We start from the raw sequence: 20,323 nt of genomic DNA on the forward strand, positions 1-20,323 counted from the left end.
CGGCCTCCCGCTCACACCCGTACACCCGCCGCCTCCCCGGGCACGCCTTCGGTCTCCCGCTCGCGCTGCAGCATCCGGCGCAGTGGGCCGTCCTCGGTGGCGAGATCGGCGTACGGGCCCCGCTGTACGACTCGGCCGGCATCCAGCACGACCACCTCGTCGACGGCTTCGAGCCCTTGCAGCCGGTGGGTGATCAGCACCGTCGTGCGCCCCCGGGTGGCGGCCAGCAGGTCCGCGGTCAGGGCGTCCGCGGTCGCCAGGTCGAGGTGCTCCGCGGGCTCGTCCAGGACGAGTACGGGGAAGTCGGCGAGGATCGCCCTGGCCAGTGCGAGGCGTTGGCGCTGGCCGCCGGAGAGACGTGCGCCGTGTTCGCCGGCCAGGGTGTCGAGCCCGTCGGGCAGCGCCTCGGCCCAGTCGAGCAGCCGTGCCCGGCCGAGGGCGGCCCGCAGCTCCTCGTCCGTCGCGCCGGTACGGGCCAGCCGCAGGTTCTCACGGATGGAACTGTCGAAGATGTGGGCGTCCTGGGCGCACAGCCCGACGAACCGCCGGACCGTGTCCCCCTCCAAGGCGGAGGCATCGACCCCACCGATCCGGTACGTCCCCTCCCGGGCGTCCAGGAAGCGGAGCAGGACCTGCGCGAGAGTCGTCTTCCCGGAGCCGGAGGGCCCGACCACGGCGATCCGCCGACCGGCTGTCAGGCGGAGGCCGACGGAGTCCAGGGCATCCCGTTCCGCTCCCGCGTACCGGGCGGACAGCCCTTGTACCTCCAGCGGGAAGGGTGATCCGGGCGTCTCGGCCGGGCTGTCCGGTTCGCGCACGGGCAGCGGGGCGTCCAGCACCTCGTACACCCGCTCCGCACTGCGCTTGACCCGCTGCCGGTACTGCACGGCGAGCGGCAGACCGGTCACGGCCTCGAAGGCGGCCAGCGGCGTGAGCACCACCACCGCGAGCTCCACGCCGGCGAGCCGTCCGTCGTACACGGCGGGGACGGCGACAAGTGCCGTGCCGACGACGGTGAGGCCGCCGATCAGGGCGATGAGGCCACCGCCGAGCGCCGTGGCGGTCGCCGCGCGGGCGGCGATGCGGGTCAGCACGCCGTCGGCCTCCCGGGTCCGCGCCTTGCGGGCGGGCAGCGCCCCCGCAACGGTCAGTTCGGCGGTCCCACCGAGCAGATCGGTGATCCGGGTGGCCAGATCGGCACGCGCGGGGGCCAGCCGGCGTTCCGCGTGGCGGGAGCAGGCACCGCTGACCAGCGGCACTCCCGCTCCGGCCAGCAGCAGTCCGGCGGCCAGCACGATGCCCGCCGCCGGCAGCAGCCAGCCGACGAATCCGGCGGTCGCCGCTCCCACGACGACGGCGGTCCCGGCGGGCAGCAGCCAGCGCAGCCAGTAGTCCTGGAGGGCGTCGACATCGGCGACCAGCCGGGAGAGCAGGTCGCCGCGCCTGGTCCGGCGCAGCCCGGCCGGTGCGATGCGCTCCAGCCCCCGGTAGACCGCGACGCGCAGCTCGGCGAGCATCTTGAGCACCGCGTCGTGCGACACCAGGCGCTCGGCGTAGCGGAAGACGGCCCGTCCGAGGCCGAAGGCGCGGGTCGCGGTCACGGCAACCATCAGATAGAGCACTGGGGGCTGCTCGGAGGCGCGGGAGATCAGCCAGCCGGAGACGGCCATGAGGCCGACGGCCGAGCCCAGGGCGAGACTTCCCAGCAGCAGCGCGAGTGCCAGCTGTCCACGCTGTGCGCCCGCGGCCTCCCTGACCCGGGCGAGGACCCGCCCGGAACGGGCCGCGGTGTCCCGCAGCACCTCGCGCTCCGGCGCCGCGTCATGTTCTCCGGCGGGTGCGCCCGTCGGCTGCGGCACCGCGACGGAGGCCTCGGGCCTCTCCGGCCGGAGTGCCTCTCCCGGTTCCAGTCTCACGACCCGGTCGGCCACCGGGAGCAGCGCCGGGCGGTGCACGACCAGCAGTACGGTCCGCCCTGCCGCGAGCCTCCGCACCGCCTCGACGATCCCCGCTTCCGTCTCGCCGTCCAGGCTCGCGGTCGGCTCGTCGAGCAGCAGCACCGGACGGTCGGCGAGGAAAGCGCGCGCGAGTGCGAGCCGCTGGCGCTGACCGGCGGAGAGGCCCGCACCGTCCTCGCCGAGGAGCGTCTGCGCGCCGTCCGGCAGTTCCGCCACGAAGTCGTACGCCCCCGCGTCCCGCAACGCCGCCGTCACCGCGCCGTCGTCCGCGTCCGGCCTTGCCAGCCGTACGTTCTCGGCAATCGTGCCCGCGAAGAGATACGGGCGCTGCGGCACCCAGGCGATCCGTTCCCGCCAGCGCTCCGGCGCCAGGGTCGCCAGATCGACGCCGCCGACCCTCACCCGCCCCTCGTCGGGTGCGGTGAAGCCCAGCACCACGTCGAGAAGAGTGGACTTCCCGACACCGCTCGGGCCGACCAGGGCAACGGTCTCCCCCTCGTCCACCACCAGCGAGACCCGGTCCGGTGAAGGCTCGCTACGGCCCTCGTGGCGTACGGTCACGCCCTCCAGCTCCAGCCGCAGCGACTCCGGGACGTCCGCCGTGCCGCCCCGCCTGGGCTCGGTCTCCAGAACCGAGAAGATCTCCTCCGCGGCCGAGAGCCCCTCGGCGGCCGCGTGGTACTGCGCTCCGACCTGGCGGATCGGCAGATATGCCTCCGGGGCCAGGATCAGCACCACCAGGCCGGTGTAGAGGTCGAGTCCGCCGTGTACGAGCCTCATGCCGATGGTGACGGCGACGAGGGCCACCGACAGGGTCGCCAGCAACTCCAGGGCGAAGGACGACAGGAACGCGATCCGCAGGGTCCGCAGCGTGGCCCGCCGGTACTGCGAGGTGATGGTGCGGATGGATTCGGCCTGCGCCTTGGCGCGGCCGAAGACCTTCAGCGTCGGCAGTCCGGCGACCACGTCGAGGAAGTGCCCGGAGAGCCGGGACAGCAGCCGCCACTGGCGGTCCATCCGCGACTGGGTGGCCCAGCCGATCAGGATCATGAAGAGCGGGATGAGCGGCAGCGTGACCACGATGATCGCCGCCGAGACCCAGTCCTCGGTGACGATCCTGGCAAGGACGGCCACCGGCACGACCACTGCGAGTCCGAGCTGCGGCAGGTAGCGCGCGAAGTAGTCGTCGAGCGCGTCGACGCCCCGGGTGGCGAGCGTCACCAGGGAGCCCGTGTGCCGGCCGCCCAGCCCGCCGGGCCCGAGCTCCGCGGCACGCTCCAGCAGCCGGCCGCGGAGTTCGGACTTGACCGCGGCGCTGGCCCGGTACGCGGCCAGTTCGGTCAGCCAGGAGACCAGGGCCCGGCCGAGCGCCACCACCGCGAGCAGAATCAGCGGGGTCCGCAGCCCGGAGACGGTCAGCCCGTCCTCGAACCCGCCCACCACCACTTCGGCGATGAGCATGGCCTGGGCGATGACCAGCGCCGCGCCGACAACGCCGAGCGCCACCACGGCTGCCAGGAAGAGGCGGGTGGCGCGGGCGTAGCGGAGCAGGCGCGGGTCGATCGGTTTCACGTGAAACAGCCCCTAGCGAACTCGGTCGGTGAACCGGGGCCCGTCCGGCGGATCAGTGCCGGACGGGCCCGGATGGGTTCAGTGCGCTTCGGCGATGTGCTGCGTGCCGATGCGCTTGCGGAACACCCAGTACGTCCAGCCCTGGTAGAGCAGGACGAGGGGGGTGGCGATACCCGCACACCAGGTCATGATCTTCAGCGTGTACGGGGTGGACGAGGCGTTGGTGACCGTGAGGCTCCAGGCGTCGTTCAGCGAGGACGGCATGACGTTCGGGAAGAGCGCCAGGAAGAGCATGGCGACCGCGGCCGCGATGGTCACCCCGGAGAGCGCGAACGACCAGCCCTCGCGTCCCGCCGCGATCGCACCGATCGCACCGACCAGCGCCACCGCAGCGATGATCATCGCCAGCAGGCTCCAGCCGTCGCCGTTGTCGATCTGGGTCCAGATCAGGAAGCCGAGTGCGAGCACGGCGGTGACCGGCCCCAGCTTCAGCGCCAGCTTGCGTGCCCGCTCCCGGATGTCGCCGACGGTCTTGAGCCCCGCGAACACGGCACCGTGGAAGGTGAAGAGGGTGAGCGTGACCAGCCCACCGAGGATGGCGTACGGGTTGAGCAGGTCCCAGAAGTTGCCCACGTATTCCATGTCGGCGTCGATCTTGACCCCGCGCACAATGTTCCCGAAGGCCACGCCCCAGAGCAACGCCGGGATGAGCGAGGTCCAGAAGATCGCGTGCTCCCAGTTGGTCTGCCACCTCTCCTCGGGCCGCTTCGAGCGGTACTCGAAGGCGACACCCCGCACGATCAGGCAGACCAGAATGATCAGCAGTGGCAGGTAGAAGCCGGAGAACAGGGTGGCGTACCACTCGGGGAAGGCGGCGAAGGTCGCACCGCCCGCGGTGAGCAGCCATACCTCGTTGCCGTCCCAGACGGGCCCGATCGTATTGATCAGAACCCGCCGCTCCTTGCGGTCACGGGCCAGCAGCTTGGTGAGGACACCGATTCCGAAGTCGAATCCCTCCAGAAAGAAGTAGCCGGTCCAGAGGACGGCGATGAGTACGAACCAGACGTTGTGGAGTTCCATCTCTCAGCTCCTCTGCTCTCAGTAGGAGAAGGCCATCGGCCGGTCGGCGTCTTCGTGGTCGTCGCCGCCGATCTTGGTGGGCGGGTTGAGGTCGGTCTCCGTGAGCTCCGGCGGTCCGGCCTTGATGTACTTCACGAGCAGCTTGACCTCGATCACCGCCAGCGCGGCGTAGAGCAGGGTGAAGCCGATCATCGAGGTGAGCACCTCGCCCTGCGAGACGCCGGGGGAGACTGCGTCGCGGGTCTGGAGCACGCCGTAGACGACCCAGGGCTGGCGGCCCATCTCGGTGAAGATCCAGCCCCAGGAATTGGCGATCAGCGGGAAGAGCAGCGTCCAGAGCGCGACGATCCAGTAGCACTTGGCGAGCTTCGGACTGAGGGCCTTGTTCTTGAAGAGGACCAGATGGGGAACTTCGTCCTCACCGGTCCGCATCGCCGGTGGCAGCATGAACTTCCGCCGCGTCAGCCACAGGCCGAGGATGCCGAGGGCGAAGGACGCCATCCCGAAGCCGATCATCCAGCGGAAACTCCAGAAGGCGACCGGGATGTTGGGCCGGTAGTCGCCGGGGCCGAACTTCTCCTGCTCGGCCTTGTTGATGTCGTTGATGCCGGGGACGTACGAGGTGAAGCTGTCGTCCGCGAGGAAGGACAGTACCCCCGGGACGGAGATCTCCACGGTGTTGTGGCCCTTGGCCACGTCACCGACCGCGAAGATCGAGAAGGGTGCCGCGTTCTGCCCCTCCCAGAGCGCCTCGGCGGCGGCCATCTTCATCGGCTGCTGCTTGAACATGACCTTGCCGAGCTGGTCGCCGCTGACGGCGGTGAGGAGTCCGGCGGCCACCACGGTGACCAGCCCGAGCCGCAGCGAGGTCCGCATCACCGGGATGTGCTTCTTGCGCGCCAGATGGAAGGCCGCGATGCCGACCATGAACGCGCCTCCGACCAGGAAGGCTGCGGTGATGGTGTGGAAGAACTGGGCGAGCGCGGTGTTCTGGGTGAGCACCTGCCAGAAGTCGGTGAGCTCGGCCCGGCCGCGCTCCTTGTTGATCCGGTAGCCGACCGGGTGCTGCATCCAGGAGTTGGCCGCCAGGATGAAGTACGCGGACAGGATGGTCCCGATGGAAACCATCCAGATGCAAGCGAGATGGATCTTCTTCGGAAGTTTGTCCCAGCCGAAGATCCACAGCCCGATGAACGTGGACTCGAAGAAGAAGGCGATCAGCGCCTCGAACGCGAGCGGGGCACCGAAGATGTCGCCGACGAACCGTGAGTAGTCGGACCAGTTCATACCGAACTGGAACTCCTGGACGATGCCGGTGACGACACCCATGGCGATGTTGATCAGGAAGAGCTTGCCCCAGAACTTCGTGGCTCTGAGGTACTTCTCGTTGTTCGTCCGCACCCAGGCGGTCTGCAGGCCGGCGGTGAGCGCGGCGAGAGAAATCGTCAGAGGGACGAACAGGAAGTGGTAGACGGTGGTGATACCGAACTGCCATCGCGCCAGGGTTTCCGGCGCCAGAGCTAGCTCCACGTCGTCTTCTCCTTACGTCGCCGTAGTCGCACCGGCAGTTTGCCCTTTAAATCCAACTAATCATGGGAAAAACAGGACGCTTGTGAACGCGTTCACATTCACAAGCAATTATGACGTACGGACTTTCGGGACGTTCGGGCGGGGTACCCCTCTTGGGATGTTCCGATCAATCCCCCCGAAGCAGACACCCCGGAACGTTCCCGTGCGAACACCCCTCCTCCCCGAAAGCGAAGGCCCCGCACCTCGCCGAACGAGGTACGGGGCCCGGGGCCTCCGGTGTGCGCAGGCGGCCTGCGCCGCACTACAGCTCCTTGCGGTACGACTCCGCCACCTTCAGGAAGAGGTCGTTCGCCTCGTCCTCCCCGATCGAGACCCGCACACCCTCACCCGCGAACGGCCTGACCATCACACCGGCCCGCTCGCACACCGCGGCGAAGTCGGCGGTACGGCCCCCGAGCCGCAGCCAGACGAAGTTCGCCTGGGACTCCGGAACGGTCCACCCCTGGCCCGCCAGCGCCCGCTGCACCCGGTCGCGCTCGCACACCAAAGAGCCCACCCGTCCCAGGAGTTCGTCCTCGGCACGCAACGAGGCGACCGCCGCGTCCTGCGCGAGCTGGCTGACCCCGAAGGGCACCGCAGTCTTGCGCAGCGCGGCCGCCACCCGCTCGTGGGCCACGGCGAAACCGACCCGCAGACCCGCCAGACCGTACGCCTTGGAGAAGGTCCGCAGCACCGCCACATTGGGCCGGTCCCGGTAGATCTCGATGCCGTCCGGAACCTCGACGTCGCGGATGAACTCCCGGTACGCCTCGTCGAGCACCACCAGGACGTCGCCCGGCACCCGGTCCAGGAACCGCTCCAGCTCGGCCCGCCGCACCACGGTGCCGGTCGGGTTGTTCGGGTTGCAGACGAAAATCATCCGGGTACGGTCCGTGATCGCGTCCGCCATCGCGTCGAGGTCGTGCACGTCACCCCCGGTCAACGGCACCTTCACCGAGGTCGCACCGCTGACCTGCGTGATGATCGGGTACGCCTCGAAGGAGCGCCAGGCGTATATGACCTCGTCGCCCGGGCCCGAGGTGGCCTGGAGCAGCTGCTGCGCCACTCCGACCGATCCGGTTCCGGTGGCGAGGTGCGAGACGGGCACACCGAAACGATCGGCCAGCTCGTTCATCAGACCGGTGCAGGCCATGTCCGGGTAGCGGTTGAAGTTCGCGGCCGCCGCGAGGGCGGTCTCCATCACCCCTGGCAACGGCGGATAGGGGTTCTCGTTGGAGGACAGCTTGAACGCGACCGGTCCACCGGCAGCTGCCGGCTTGCCCGGCACATAGGCAGGGACGCCGTCCAGCTCGGCGCGCAGCTTGGGGCTCGTCTCGCTCACCGCAGGTCCTCCTCGACCGTCTGTACGCATCAATACTGCTCACCTTATGAGGATTGGGCGCTGCTGCGAATGGCCGGAGCGTCCCGACGTCCCGTACGACCGGGACCGAAGCGTTCCCTCGTCCGGTACGGCCGGGAATGGGGGAGCGCTTCCCCCTCCGGCGCGCGCCGGTGGCTCACTCCGTAGCGCGCGTCCCCCGAAGAGGTGAGATGAGACCTCTTCGAGACATCGACCATTGAGGAGACCCTTCGGGTCCGATGCATGACACATCATGGTTGAGCCCGCTAACATCCTTCGTTTTCAAGGCATTTGACACTTAATGATCATGCAAAAACGTGCCTGTCAACGAGTGAATATGCGACCAGGCCAACCTCCCGTCCGAGCCCTACTATCGGCTCGCCATGACAGCAGCAGGGAAGCACCAGGTGAGCCGGACGGAGACACCCCGGCGCGGCGGCCGGCGAGGACGAGCGGGAATCCGGGACGTGGCCGCCGCCGCCGGGGTCTCCATCACGACCGTCTCCGACGCGCTCAACGGCAAGGGCAGGCTCCCGGAAGCCACCCGCCGCCATGTCCGCGAGGTCGCAGAGCGCCTGGGCTACCGCCCTTCCGCCGCGGCCCGAACCCTCCGTACCGGCAAGTCCGGCCTCATCGGCCTGACGGTGACGACCTACGGGGACGAACCTTTCACCTTCACCGAGTTCGCCTATTTCGCCGAGATGGCCAGAGCGGCCACCTCCGCCGCGCTCGCCCGCGGCTACGCCCTCGTCATCCTGCCCGCCACCTCACGTCACGACGTCTGGTCGAACGTCGCTCTCGACGGCACCGTCGTGATCGACCCCTCCGACCAGGACCCGGTCGTCACGGAGCTCGTACGCCAGGGACTGCCCGTCGTCTCGGACGGCCGGCCGGCCGGGACCCTCCCGGTCACCGCCTGGGTCGACAACGACCACCGGGCGGCCGTGCTCGACCTCCTCGACCATCTCGCCGCCGCCGGAGCCCGCCGCATCGGCCTGCTCACCGGCACCACGACCGACACGTACACCCGCCTCTCCACCACCGCGTACCTGCATTGGTGCGAGCGCGTGGGCCAGGACCCGGTGTACGAGTCCTACCCCGCCCACGACCCGTGCGCGGGTGCGGTCGCCGCCGACCGGCTGCTCGCCCGCCCGGACCGGCCCGATGCCGTCTACGGGCTCTTCGACCCCAACGGCACCGACCTTCTGGCGGCCGCCCGCCGATACGGTCTGCGCGTCCCCGAGGACCTGCTGCTGGTCTGTTGCAGCGAGTCCACCGTGTACGCGACGACCGAGCCCCCCATCACAACCCTCTCGCTCAAGCCGCGCAGAATCGGCACGGCGGTGGTCCAGCTCCTGATCGACGCCATCGAGGGCGTACAACACGACGGACCGGTGGAGCAGGTCATACCGACAGAGCTCATCGTCCGGACGTCCTCGCAACGCCGTCCGCCCCGCACCACGGTCAGCCCGCCCCGCTCCCCTGCCAGGGATTGATCAGGCGATTTCGGACCAAACGGCCGGTGAACCCGACGTGCGCCCGGATTCACCACCCCTGGTGCGTCACACAGCACGATCCGCATTCCTATGATGGGCGCACGACACCGCGGACCGCCTCGACCAGCAGGGCCCGTCAGGTGTACGGCGGCGCGACGGTGGTGGAGGGGTCGATGACACAGGGGGCCGGTCAGGAACCCGTGGTGCGGACTGCGACGTTGCGCGACTTCCGCGTACCGCCCTATGCGCAGACTCCGGTGCCGCCTCCACCACCGCACCCGGGCAATGCCGTTCCGAGAGACGAGATGCCGGAGGGGTACACCCCCACCGAGCGCGACCTTCCGGTGATCAACCGCGGTGACACCGTCCAGGTGCGGGCCGTCCCCGACCCGCGGCCCACTCCGGAGCCGGGGCTCGGACCGCTGTACGTCGTCGGTGACGTTCACGGTTATCTGGACGAGCTCCACGCCGCCCTCGCCGAACAGGGCCTCATCGACGCCGAGGGCAACTGGTCCGCGGGCAATGCCCGGCTCTGGTTCCTGGGCGACTTCACCGACCGCGGCCCCGACGGCATCGGCGTCATCGACCTGGTGATGCGCCTGTCCGCCGAGGCCGCGGCCGCCGGAGGCTACTGCAAGGCCCTGATGGGCAATCACGAACTGCTGCTCATCGGCGCCAAGCGGTTCAACGACACCCCGGTGAACTCCGGCGCGGGCACCGCCACCTTCCAGGCCGCCTGGCTTCTCAACGGCGGACAGAAGAACGACATGGATCGGCTCCAGGACGTCCACCTCCAGTGGATGTCCCGGCTCGACGCGATCGTCGAGGAGGACGGGCATCTGCTGATGCACTCCGACACGACGGCGTACCTCGACTACGGCCACACCATCGAGGACGTCAACGACACCGTGCACGCCATTCTCACACGTAACGACGCCGATGAGTGCTGGGACCTCTTCCGGAAGCTCACCAAGCGGTTCGCCTTCCGCGACGAGGCGGGGCCGCAGGCCGTCCGGGAGCTGATGTCGGCCTACGGCGGACAGCGCATCGTCCATGGTCACAGCCCCATTCCGTACCTCCTCGGCGAGGTCGGCTCGGAGGACGGGGAGGACGGTTCCGGACCCGTGGTCGAAGGCCCGCACGTCTACGCGGACGGACTCGCCATCGCCATGGACGGCGGAGTGACCATGGCCGGAAAGCTACTGGTCGTCCAACTGCCCCTGCATGACTGACGTCCAGCCGGGAAGACGCTCCACGACCTGACCACGCCGACCACCGGGCCTATTTACGGAAACCCCCTGTCACCTCGTGCCGTGGGCGCTCTACCATCGGCGTATCAGTAGCAGGCTCTCCTCCGTTTCCGCCCAACTGCCCGGTTCGAACGGGCACTCAGGCCCGACGGAGCATCGGGGGATGCACATGAACAGCGCTCCGCACCTGCTGACCGAGGACCGCCCCGAGTACGAGCGGATCCTCGACGACGCACTGCGCCATGCTCATGAACGACCAGATCTGGCCGCGGTCGGCGAGCGGCTCAACGCCGTGCAGCTGCGCACCATGGCACTGGACGCCACGACACTGATCACCGCGACGGCCGCCACGGAGTACGAGCACTATGTGAAGGCCCGCGAAGAGCTGCGCGGGCCGGCCGAAGGGGCGTCCGAGGACCCGGACCCCGGGTACGGCACGATCCGTCGGAACCAGTCGGGCGCCGGCATAGGGGCCGTCGTCACGGTCCTGGCGCCGGTGCTCGCCGGCACCTCCGCGTTCATATTCCTGCTGGCCGGCTATCTGCTGAAACTGCTCAGCCCGCCGCCGTCCTTCGCCTCCACCATGGTCGCCGCGGGCTGGTTCTTCGCGGCGGTCATGGCCGCCGCCATCCTCGCCGCCGCCGTCGGACTGCTCGTCACCGCGCTGCGCAACGGATCGGCGCCGCTGCCCGCCGAAGATCTCGGGAACGAACTGCCGGAGGATGTGGCGCGCGCCAGGGAGGCGTGGCGCCACGCCCTGCTGGAGCGCGGCATCCTTCCGTTCCTCAGGGACGCGCTCGCCGACCCCGACGCCGGACGCGCGGCACGTACACCGCATCGCTCGGCGAACCGCATCCCGAAGATCGGCTACAGCCGGCCGGACTTCACCAGCCCCGACGAGGGACCGGCGGCGGGCCCCCGCCCGACGTTCACCAGCCCGGACTTCACCAGTCCCGACTTCGGCGGCCCGGAGCACGAGACGGACTGACCGGGTCCGGGCCCTGTTCGCCCGGGAGTGCCGGTACCGCCCAGCCGGCCAACCGCAGCCGTACCGCCAAACTGCGACCAGCGAGGTATTCGGCAGATGTCCACGCCCTGGCCCACCTGCACGCCAGCCCCGACGAGCCGATCCCGCCAGCATTCCCCGAAGGGCAGCACGTGGCCGAGGCTCTGTGGCTGGGGCGACCGGCTTCCACGGCTTTACCCACCTCCCCGGTCCGGGTCCCGCGTCGGGCAAGTCCAGGGGGCCACTCGTTCAAATTCCGGGCAGGGGCAAAGCCTGCCCGCGTTGCCGGGCCAGCGTACGGCCCCCTGAACATGCCCGACCCCAGACCGGGCAGGCCACCGGCCAAAGCCGCTCCAGCCGGACGCGATGTCACATGCACCACCCATCACCTCACCAGGACAACCAGGACGGCCGAACCGCACGGCCCGCATCCCTCTCCAACTCAACAGTTCAAGAGCGGGGTTGGAATCGGCCCCTCTCAGGGCACGACGACCACCCCGGATGCTGTCCAGGCGAGGGGTGGTCCGGTCTTTCGTTGTTGTGCTCTCGCAGCCCCGAGCGGAACAGCCAGCGCAGAGCTCATGGCATTCAGCTCAGGGCTTTGCCCACCTCGTAGATGGTCGGCCGGTCCTCCGGCGCCGGGCTGAGCATGGCTTCGACCAGGCCGCCGAGCTCGCCGGGTACCCGAACGGTCCGGCGCTTTCCGTCGACGATGGCTTGTCGCTGCACGGGACGCGGCGCGTCGTCCGGGTATTCGACCGCCCGCCAGCCCGTGGCCGAGATGAGCAACGAGGCTCCCAGCGCGTAGATGTCGGCAGGCTGTGTCGCTTCGGCCACGCCGGTGGCGAGGACGCTGCGCGCGATCTCTGGTGCCTCGTAGTGGACGAGGCACCCACGGAACGGAAAGTCGTACCCAGCAGGCACGTGGCCGCCACGGGCCAGGGCGAAGTCGATGAGGTGCGTCCGGTCGGGCCCCACGATGAAGTGGGCCGGCTGTACGTCCCCGTGGGCCCAGCCCTTGGCGTGCAGCTCCGCCAGGGCTTCCACGCATCCGAGGGCGACGCTCGTGTGTGGTTCGAGCGACGCGCTTTCCGCTCGGCAGGGCTCCCACAGGCGGTACAGGTCGGGCCCCTCGCGCCACGGCTGGATGTTCCATGTCCCGTGCTCCCACTCGCCGTAGGCGATCTCCTCGGAGCCGAGGCGGTACAGCACCGCGCCCTCCCGTGCGGGAGCGAGGGCCGTCCAGGGCTGGGCCGGCCACTCGGGCGTCGCCGCGATCGGGTACCCGAGCTTGATCGCGAACCGGCCCCGGTGGCTGTCCACGTCCCAGACCATCGAGCCACGCCGGTTGAGGACGAGACGCTGAGCGGTGGGCATGAGCGCGTCGAGCACGACGACCGGCAGTTCAGGGGGTGGGCCGGACAAGATTCTCTCCTTCGTTCCAGACGGGTGCGGCCGACCCCGCGCAGAGACCGGCCGCAACCTTGACGCCGAGGGCTACGCCTGACCGTAGGGCCGGCCGCAGTCGGAGTCGCACTGGGCCAGGTTCTCCCCATCCACGGTCCACAGGTCGTCGAAGACCATGAACCCGCCGGCCTTCATGGCCTGAGCCGAAGCGGCGACCAGCTTCGGGCCACGCGGTCCCCCGCCGGGCCTCGGGTTGTGGTGGAGGAAGCGGCCCGCGTGCTTCTCGCAGAGCTCGGCGTACTCCTTGGTATGCAGGATCAGGGCATGCAGGCCCATGTCCACGTCATCGGACGGGACCATCGGAACGGTCGCCGTCGCCACGGTGACCAGGAAGGCCACGGCCTGATCGGCGATCCGCTCGGCACGCTCGGGCGTCTGCCCGTTGTGGACGGCCACGAAGTAGGCGAGGCTCTTGAACAGCTCCTCGCCGACCACCTCACGGCCGGTCCTCTGGTCGTTCACCGTTGCCGTCATGCGTACGTCCTCCTTGGGTTGAAGAAGTGCGTGGGCAGTACCTCCGTCCCGGCCACCGAGCTCGGCTCGCAGACCGCCGGGGGAGTTTGTTGGCCCGCTCTGAACTGGGACGGGGGAGCCGCGGATTCGGCAAACCCGCCCAGGGCGGACCGGTCTAGGCACCGGTCCCGAGCGCGACCCCGATCACCAATCCGCACGAAGTGCTGATGCAGATGATGAAGAGGACGCCGGCATACCGGCCGATGGCGCGCATCACAGGCCGACCCGGCTGTTGTTGTTCTTCACAGCCAGGCGCGCGCTCAGTTCCTCCCGCGCCTTGGGTGCCGCCACGTCACCGGTCATGGCGTCCCACTTGATGCCACCGCTCACAGGTCGTATCTGAACGCGGCCACCGATCTCGCCCATGACGAGGCCGATGCGTCCGGTCTTCTGGTCCTTGGCCAGTTCGCCGATTGCGGGTCTGGCCTGCTGATTGCTCGCCATGGACACGAGCATGCTGCCGTTCATGAGGACGTCGGAACCTCCACCAAACACCACTTCGGGACGTCCCGCGTCGGGTAAAACGTCCCTAGTGCCGTCCCCGAACGATGGGAGAGATTGGGATGCCGAACGAGAGGCTACGTGCTGCCATGGCGGCCGGCGGCTGGACGTACGCCGCCCTCGCGGACAAGGTCGAAGTCGATCCCAAGTCCGTCGAACGATAGGTCAATTTGGGGCGTACGCCACGCCGTGCTACGGCCATGCTGGCAGCGGAAACGCTAGGAGAAGACGTGCACGCTCTATGGCCAGCGCTCCGGCAGGCACGCTCTGCCCGCGCCGTCAGTCCGGGACTTGTGGCTCTCTACGATCAGCGGGCGGACGTCCCCGTGTCCACCTTCGTCGACATGCTGACGCAGGCCCGTGAGCACATCGACGTGTTGGTGTATGCGGCCGTCTTCCTGCACGAGGCGTACCCGCGACTCAACGACGTGCTGCGAGAGCGAGCGGCTGAGGGGTGCGCGGTCCGCATTGCGGTCGGCGACCCCGACAGCACGAATGTCCAAGAGCGCGGCAAAGAAGAGAGGTTCGGCCACGGAATCGAGTCCCGTTGCCGTCTCGCTCTCATGCACTATCGCCCCCTTGCCGGGGCACCCGGCATCGAGGTGCGGACCCATGCCACCACGCTCTACAACTCGATCTATCGTGCGGATGAACAGGCGATGATCAATGCCCATGTCTGAGGCGTGAACGCCTACGCTGCGCCTGTGTGGCACCTTCGGCGCAGCGGAGCGAGCGGCATGTTCGACACCTACGCCAGCAGCTTCGACGCGGTGTGGGAGACCGCGGCGCCGGTAAGGGAAGAGTGATCATGGCACGCACCGAGTACTACGACGATCCGGCGGCTCCTGAGCCGAACAGCTTGGTGGTCGCCGCATCCGCCGTGGTGACCGACGACGAAGGGCGCATGCTCCTTCAGCGCCGAAGGGACAACGATCTCTGGGCGCTCCCTGGTGGCGGCATGGAGATGACCGACTCCCTCCCAGGAACGGCCGTCCGGGAGGTGAAGGAGGAAACAGGTCTGGACGTTGAGATCACGGGGCTCGTGGGCACATACACCGACCCTCGCCACGTCATCGCCTACTCGGACGGCGAAGTGCGCAGACAGTTCAACGTCTGCTTCACCGCCCGCGTGGTCGGCGGCCGACTCGCGATCTCCGACGAGTCAACGGAGCTACGGTTCGTCCAGCCAGAAGAGATTGATCAACTACCGATGCACCACACGCAGCAGCTCCGGATCCGTCATTTCCTGGAACACCGTAAGCGGCCCTATCTCGGCTGATCGCACCCGCGACACCCGCTTTAGGAGCGAGGTGGGGTGAGTTGGGGCCTGACCTGCGAAACGTGGACTTGGGCGTGCGCCGGCTGTGGCCACCGTTGATAGCCGCGGTTCCCCGTGAGTCCCCGTCCCATCTGGCGCGGTTGTGGCACGGGGAACTTCTGATCCGTAGCTCTACAGAGGTCGGTCATTGAAGGTCATACAGGCTGCCGGGAAGCCTATGAGGGCCGGTATGTAGCGCTGCCGGTTGCTGGGGTTGCCGTACTTCCCTGCGGTACCGCCACCGCACGGTCTCATCCTTATCAGGTCGATCACAGGGATCAGCCGACCTCGGTCCAGGGGCCTGGGTGATCCGCTCGCGTGCGGCACGAACCGTTGGTGTTCGCCCCGTCGATGTCACCCGTGCATCTCGGCCGGAGCCGGCGCTTCTTGCAGACCTTGCGCCCTCTTCCCACGCTGTGCGGACCATGCCTCCGATGGAGAGCGGCTGCTCTGGAGGCCTTCCGCGTAGACATGCCGGGGGCGTACGAGCGGTGTACGGTCGCAATACGGCGTAGGTGCGTGGTCTTCGCAGCCGACGGACAGACCGGTGGCGACACGCGCCCGAGGAGTGCCTATGTCCCAGCAAACGAACATCGCCGCACAGAGTGCCTTCGCAGAAGCCGTCGTGACCGGCAACCTCGAGACCCTCGACGAGATCGTCGCGCTCGACTCGATCGACCATGATCCCGCCCCACGGCAGGGGCCGGGACCCGAGGGGTACAAGGCCATGTTCGGCGAGTTGCGAGCAGCCTTTCCCGACTTGCACGTCGAGGTGGAACATCTGGTGGCGAGCGACGACGAGGTGGCCTTCGCCTACACCATCACCGGGACGCATCTGGGACCGCTGATGGGGTACCCGGCGACCGGCAAGACGGTGAGCTACCGAGGCATGCAGATCAGCCGCTTCGACAGTGATGGCAAGCTCGTCGAACGTTGGGGAAGCAGTGACGAACTCGGCATGCTGCGTCAACTCGGCCTCGCCGAGGCGTGACCCCACGAGCGGGCGTTCCTGCGGTTCCCCCTCAGTTCCCGTCTGATCGGGCACGACAGGGCACGGGCGCGACCTACCATGGTGGTCTGGCTGCACAGTAGCGAGCTTGCTTCACCAGCGTGGCGCATATGCACCACATACCCGAACCCACCACTCACCCCAGCCCCTATCCCGTCCGCCTTCGGCCCACACATCGTGGAGCGGGCGTGGTTCAGGGCGTCAAGGTGGAGCGCGCCACTGTACGAACGACCTTGACGCCCTGGGTCGCGACTGCTCGGCTCTGCCTGGGTCGAAGGTGGTCGGGATGGGAGCCCACGACGCTCGCCACGCTCCGGCCGGCACTCGCGAACGGCGCCCCATCCATCCCGGAGTCTGAGCGCCCCCGCCGGAGGCATGTCGTGAAGCCGCGGGCTTGGTTCTCGACTCATACCCTCGGGCCTATCCACTGCGGGCGCGCGTCGGCGGCGGCAGCGCCGAGCGGGCCGAAGGCAGGAGCGCGGGCGCAGCCAAAGCCGGGAAGCGCGCCCGGCGAAGCGGAGCGCAGCCGGGTGCCTTGAACCTGGAGAGAAAGTTGTAACTCTCAGCCAGGCTGGGCCGGAAGTGCTGCGTACGCTGCGAGCCGGTGCCACCCTGTTCAGAGCGGACGGCAACGACGGCACACAGAGGCTGCTGATCACGACCACCAGCGATTAGCCGGGAGTAAGGCGCAGCCCCCGCCCAACGGCCAGCCCGATCCTACGGATCAGAAGGTTGCAGGTTCGAATCCTGCCGAGTGCGCACCGCCTCTGAGACCGACAGCGTCCCCCAGAAAGTATGCCGGGGGACGCTGAGACGACAGAAGATCAGTCCGCAATTGGCAGATACAGCCGGTTGCCCTGCGCCGCGAACTCGGCGGACTTGGCGAGCATTCCGGCAGCGACCTCATCTTCGCTGGTCACAGCCCCATCAGAGCCGAACTGCTCTGTGATGCTTCTGCTGATCTTCATCGAACAGAATTTCGGGCCGCACATCGAGCAGAAGTGCGCCGTCTTCGCCGGTTCGGCGGGAAGCGTCTCGTCGTGGAACTCCCGTGCCGTGACCGGGTCGAGAGCCAGATTGAACTGGTCCTCCCAGCGGAACTCGAAACGGGCGTCGGAGAGCGCGTCGTCCCAGTCCTGCGCCCCCGGGTGTCCCTTGGCGAGGTCCGCCGCATGGGCCGCGATCTTGTACGTGATGACGCCGGTCTTCACATCGTCGCGGTTGGGCAGACCGAGGTGTTCCTTGGGCGTGACGTAACAGAGCATCGCCGTGCCCCACCAGGCGATCATCGCCGCGCCGATGCCCGAGGTGATGTGGTCGTACGCCGGGGCGATATCGGTGGTCAGCGGGCCGAGTGTGTAGAACGGCGCCTCCTCGCAGATCTCCTGCTGGAGGTCGATGTTCTCCTTGATCTTGTGCATCGGGACATGGCCCGGCCCCTCGATCATGGTCTGGACGCCGAACCGCTTGGCGATCGTGTTCAGTTCACCGAGCGTGCGCAGTTCCGCGAACTGGGCCTCGTCGTTGGCGTCGGCGATCGAACCGGGGCGCAGACCGTCGCCCAGCGAGTACGTCACGTCGTAGCCGGCGAGGATCTCGCAGAGCTCCTCGAAGTGCTCGTACAGGAACGACTCCTTGTGGTGCGCCAGGCACCACGCGGCCATGATCGAACCGCCGCGGGAGACGATGCCGGTCTTGCGGCGAGCGGTCAGCGGGACGTACGGCAGGCGCACGCCGGCGTGGACCGTCATGTAGTCGACACCCTGCTCGGCCTGCTCGATGACGGTGTCCTTGTAGATCTCCCAGGTCAGCTCCTCGGCCCGGCCGTCGACCTTTTCGAGGGCCTGGTAGAGGGGAACGGTGCCGATCGGCACGGGGGAGTTGCGCAGAACCCACTCACGGGTGGTGTGAATGTTGCGGCCGGTGGAAAGGTCCATGACCGTGTCGGCGCCCCACCGCGTCGCCCACGTCATCTTCTCCACCTCCTCCTCGATGGAGGACGTCACCGCGGAGTTGCCGATGTTGGCATTGACCTTCACCAGGAACCGCTTCCCGATGATCATCGGTTCGATCTCGGGGTGGTTGACGTTGGCCGGAAGTACGGCCCGGCCCGCGGCGATCTCCTCGCGCACCACCTCGGGCTCGACGCTCTCCCGGATCGCCACGTACTCCATCTCCGGGGTGATCTCGCCCCGGCGGGCGTACGCGAGCTGGGTCACCGGCCGCCCGTCCCGGCCGCGGCGAGGCAGCCGTGGCCGGCCAGGGAAGACCGCGTCGAGATTGCGCAGAGGAGACCCCATTCGCGGCGAGGTGGGCTTGAGCCCGTCGTCCTCGGGGCGGGCGGGACGGCCCGGGTACTCCTCGGTGTCGCCGCGCGCGATGATCCAGTTCTCCCGCAACGGTGCGAGTCCGCGACGGACATCGGTCTCCGTGGAGGGATCGGTGTACGGCCCCGACGTGTCGTACAGCGTCACGTCCTTGCCGTTGGTGAGGTGCACCTGGCGGACCGGCACGCGGAGGTCCGGGAGCGAGCCCTGGACGTATCCCTTGTGCCAGCCGATGGACTTCCCGGCCTCGTCGCTCTGGTTCGAGGCAGGCGTGCGTGCGTCCGATGTGGTCATGAGACCTACTCCCTACGCCGGCATTACCCGGTAACAGGTTCGGCGGTCGGCGCAGCCCGTCCCGTACGGCCCGTACGGATGTACGGATGTACGGATATCAGCGCCCTCTCAGCCCGGTGCTCCGAGCTCCCGCGTGTGCAAAGGTCCCTCCACGCTAGCGCCCCGTCCGGCGCGATGAACAGAGGGTCCTGCTCTTCTTGCGATGATCGGCCGGTGACGTCCCCCCATATCGCCTCCGACCCGCAGGGCCATCAGCACAGCCACTCGCACAGTCATGGCCCCGCCGCGCCCGTCTCCAAGCATCTGCGGAAGGTGATCGCGGCCGTACTCATCCCGTTCGCCACCGCGATCGCCGTCGGCCTGATGGTGCTCTGGCCGGGCGGTGCACCCCCGCACGAGCGGACCGGTGTCGGTTTCGACCGGCAGACCCAGCAGGGAAAGGTGGTGAAGGTCGACAAGGTGGACTGCAAGGAAGTGAACGCCGCCCAGATGCCCATCGACGGCGGGGCCACCCCGCCGTCGGGGAGCGGGCCGGGGCTGTGCGAGAAAGCCACCGTCGAGGTGACGACCGGTCACGACAAGGGCCGGGCCTTCACCGAGATCGTCCAGCCCGACGCACCACGTCAGTTGCGCGAGGGACAGGGCGTGGTCGTGGCGTACGCCCCCGACGCGCCCCGTGATCTGCAGTACTCGGTGACGGATGCGAGCCGGAAGTTCCCGATGGCACTGCTGGCCGGGATCTTCGCCCTGGTCGTGGTCGCGGTGGGCAGGATGCGCGGGGTGATGGCGCTGATCGCGCTCGCCGTGTCGTTCGCCGTGCTGACCCTGTTCATCCTCCCGGCCATCCTCCAGGGCTCGAATCCCCTGCTCGTCGCGGTGATCGGGGCCAGTGCGATCATGCTGATCGCGCTCTACATGTGCCATGGCCTGACAGCCCGCACCTCGGTCGCGGTGGTCGGCACACTGATCTCGCTCCTGCTGATCGGGCTGCTCGGATCGCTCTTCATCGGCTGGGCGAGCCTGACCGGCAACACCGACGACTACACCGGCCTCATCCACGGCCTGTACCCGCACATCGACATGAGCGGCCTGTTGCTGGCCGGCGTCATCATCGGTTCGCTCGGAGTGCTCGACGATGTGACGGTCACCCAGACGTCGGCGGTCTGGGAGCTGCACCAGGCGAACCCGGCCATGGGCGCGCGGGGGCTCTACCGGGCGGCGATCAGGATCGGGCGCGATCACATCGCCTCGGTCGTCAATACGCTGGTCCTCGCCTACGCGGGCGCCGCACTGCCGCTGCTGCTGCTGTTCTCGATCGCCGAGAGCAGCGTGGGGACGGTGGCCAACAGCGAACTGGTGGCGGAGGAGATCGTACGGACGCTGGTCGGCTCGATCGGGCTGGTCGCCTCGGTGCCGGTGACCACAGCACTCGCCGCGCTGGTCGTCTCCGCGGACCGCACAGGGCTCGGCGCGGAAGCCGGAGCTTCGGCACCCGTACGGACCCGGAGAGGCCGCCGTCGCAGGACGAAGCCTTGAACGCCCCTGTACGGAGAGCGATTCACCCGTTCGGCAGGTATGTTCGACCGGCGCGCCGGTCCACGAC

Annotated in this window: 14 protein-coding genes, 1 pseudogene and 1 riboswitch; of the genes and pseudogenes, 7 read left to right on the forward strand and 8 right to left on the reverse strand. The window is 68.5% G+C overall.

The genetic code is table 11. The features are described from left to right. Positions 1 to 11: 11 nt before the first annotated feature. The 4 genes from cydD to hisC all read right to left on the reverse strand — a co-directional run bounded on the left by cydD (position 12) and on the right by hisC (position 7,521). Positions 12 to 3,530, reverse strand: a complete 3,519-nt coding sequence (gene cydD, locus ACF08M_RS26710; RefSeq protein ID WP_392187804.1) for a thiol reductant ABC exporter subunit CydD — start codon at positions 3,528 to 3,530, stop codon at positions 12 to 14. Positions 3,531 to 3,608: 78 nt separating this feature from the next. After that, positions 3,609 to 4,610: a cytochrome d ubiquinol oxidase subunit II gene (gene cydB / locus ACF08M_RS26715; protein WP_392187805.1), complete on the reverse strand. Its 1,002-nt coding sequence runs from the start codon at positions 4,608 to 4,610 to the stop codon at positions 3,609 to 3,611. A gap of 18 nt (positions 4,611 to 4,628) precedes the next feature. Beyond that, positions 4,629 to 6,140, reverse strand: coding sequence for a cytochrome ubiquinol oxidase subunit I (locus tag ACF08M_RS26720; protein ID WP_392187806.1), 1,512 nt, complete (start codon positions 6,138 to 6,140; stop codon positions 4,629 to 4,631). A gap of 301 nt (positions 6,141 to 6,441) precedes the next feature. Next, the gene (gene hisC, locus ACF08M_RS26725) at positions 6,442 to 7,521 is read right to left on the reverse strand and encodes a histidinol-phosphate transaminase (protein WP_392187807.1); all 1,080 of its coding nucleotides are present in this window, start codon (positions 7,519 to 7,521) and stop codon (positions 6,442 to 6,444) included. 401 nt (positions 7,522 to 7,922) lie between these two features. Here hisC and ACF08M_RS26730 point away from each other — a divergent pair, with 401 nt between their 5' ends. The 3 genes from ACF08M_RS26730 to ACF08M_RS26740 all read left to right on the forward strand — a co-directional run bounded on the left by ACF08M_RS26730 (position 7,923) and on the right by ACF08M_RS26740 (position 11,273). Then, positions 7,923 to 9,035, forward strand: coding sequence for a LacI family DNA-binding transcriptional regulator (locus tag ACF08M_RS26730; RefSeq protein ID WP_392187808.1), 1,113 nt, complete (start codon positions 7,923 to 7,925; stop codon positions 9,033 to 9,035). A 158-nt stretch (positions 9,036 to 9,193) separates the two neighbouring features. Further along, a complete protein-coding gene (locus tag ACF08M_RS26735) occupies positions 9,194 to 10,267 on the forward strand; it encodes a metallophosphoesterase (protein ID WP_392187870.1) in 1,074 nt (357 codons plus the stop codon). A 181-nt stretch (positions 10,268 to 10,448) separates the two neighbouring features. Beyond that, positions 10,449 to 11,273 (forward strand): hypothetical protein, encoded by an 825-nt coding sequence (locus tag ACF08M_RS26740; protein WP_392187809.1) that lies wholly within the window; start codon positions 10,449 to 10,451, stop codon positions 11,271 to 11,273. Positions 11,274 to 11,879: 606 nt separating this feature from the next. On the opposite strand, the gene ACF08M_RS26745 is transcribed toward ACF08M_RS26740, so the two are convergent. The 3 genes from ACF08M_RS26745 to ACF08M_RS26755 form a co-directional block, all read right to left on the reverse strand. Further along, entirely contained in the window at positions 11,880 to 12,716 is an 837-nt protein-coding gene (locus ACF08M_RS26745) for a protein kinase (RefSeq protein ID WP_392187810.1), read from the reverse strand. Positions 12,717 to 12,788: 72 nt separating this feature from the next. Continuing rightward, complete coding sequence (locus ACF08M_RS26750) at positions 12,789 to 13,232, reverse strand: glycine-rich domain-containing protein (protein ID WP_392187811.1); 444 nt, start codon at positions 13,230 to 13,232, stop codon at positions 12,789 to 12,791. 252 nt (positions 13,233 to 13,484) lie between these two features. Further along, on the reverse strand, positions 13,485 to 13,727 hold the full coding sequence (locus tag ACF08M_RS26755) for a hypothetical protein (protein WP_392187871.1): 243 nt from the start codon (positions 13,725 to 13,727) through the stop codon (positions 13,485 to 13,487). Between the two features lie 107 nt (positions 13,728 to 13,834). Between ACF08M_RS26755 and ACF08M_RS26760 the strand changes: the two are divergent. The 3 genes and pseudogenes from ACF08M_RS26760 to ACF08M_RS26770 all read left to right on the forward strand — a co-directional run bounded on the left by ACF08M_RS26760 (position 13,835) and on the right by ACF08M_RS26770 (position 16,081). After that, positions 13,835 to 14,578 (forward strand): annotated as a pseudogene (locus tag ACF08M_RS26760) (XRE family transcriptional regulator). Positions 14,579 to 14,580: 2 nt separating this feature from the next. Continuing rightward, the gene (locus tag ACF08M_RS26765) at positions 14,581 to 15,051 is read left to right on the forward strand and encodes an NUDIX domain-containing protein (protein ID WP_392187812.1); all 471 of its coding nucleotides are present in this window, start codon (positions 14,581 to 14,583) and stop codon (positions 15,049 to 15,051) included. Positions 15,052 to 15,664: 613 nt separating this feature from the next. Continuing rightward, on the forward strand, positions 15,665 to 16,081 hold the full coding sequence (locus ACF08M_RS26770; RefSeq protein ID WP_392187813.1) for an ester cyclase: 417 nt from the start codon (positions 15,665 to 15,667) through the stop codon (positions 16,079 to 16,081). A gap of 842 nt (positions 16,082 to 16,923) precedes the next feature. On the opposite strand, the gene thiC is transcribed toward ACF08M_RS26770, so the two are convergent. Next, complete coding sequence (gene thiC / locus ACF08M_RS26775) at positions 16,924 to 18,720, reverse strand: phosphomethylpyrimidine synthase ThiC (protein ID WP_392187814.1); 1,797 nt, start codon at positions 18,718 to 18,720, stop codon at positions 16,924 to 16,926. Continuing rightward, a riboswitch (TPP riboswitch) is annotated at positions 18,713 to 18,863 on the reverse strand. Its footprint overlaps the gene before it by 8 nt. A gap of 31 nt (positions 18,864 to 18,894) precedes the next feature. Between thiC and ACF08M_RS26780 the strand changes: the two genes are divergently transcribed. Beyond that, on the forward strand, positions 18,895 to 20,256 hold the full coding sequence (locus tag ACF08M_RS26780) for a YibE/F family protein (protein WP_392187815.1): 1,362 nt from the start codon (positions 18,895 to 18,897) through the stop codon (positions 20,254 to 20,256). The last annotated feature ends 67 nt before the right edge of the window (positions 20,257 to 20,323 follow it).

Origin of the sequence: Streptomyces sp. NPDC015032, assembly GCF_043080425.1 — a bacterium.
Lineage (GTDB): Bacteria > Actinomycetota > Actinomycetes > Streptomycetales > Streptomycetaceae > Streptomyces.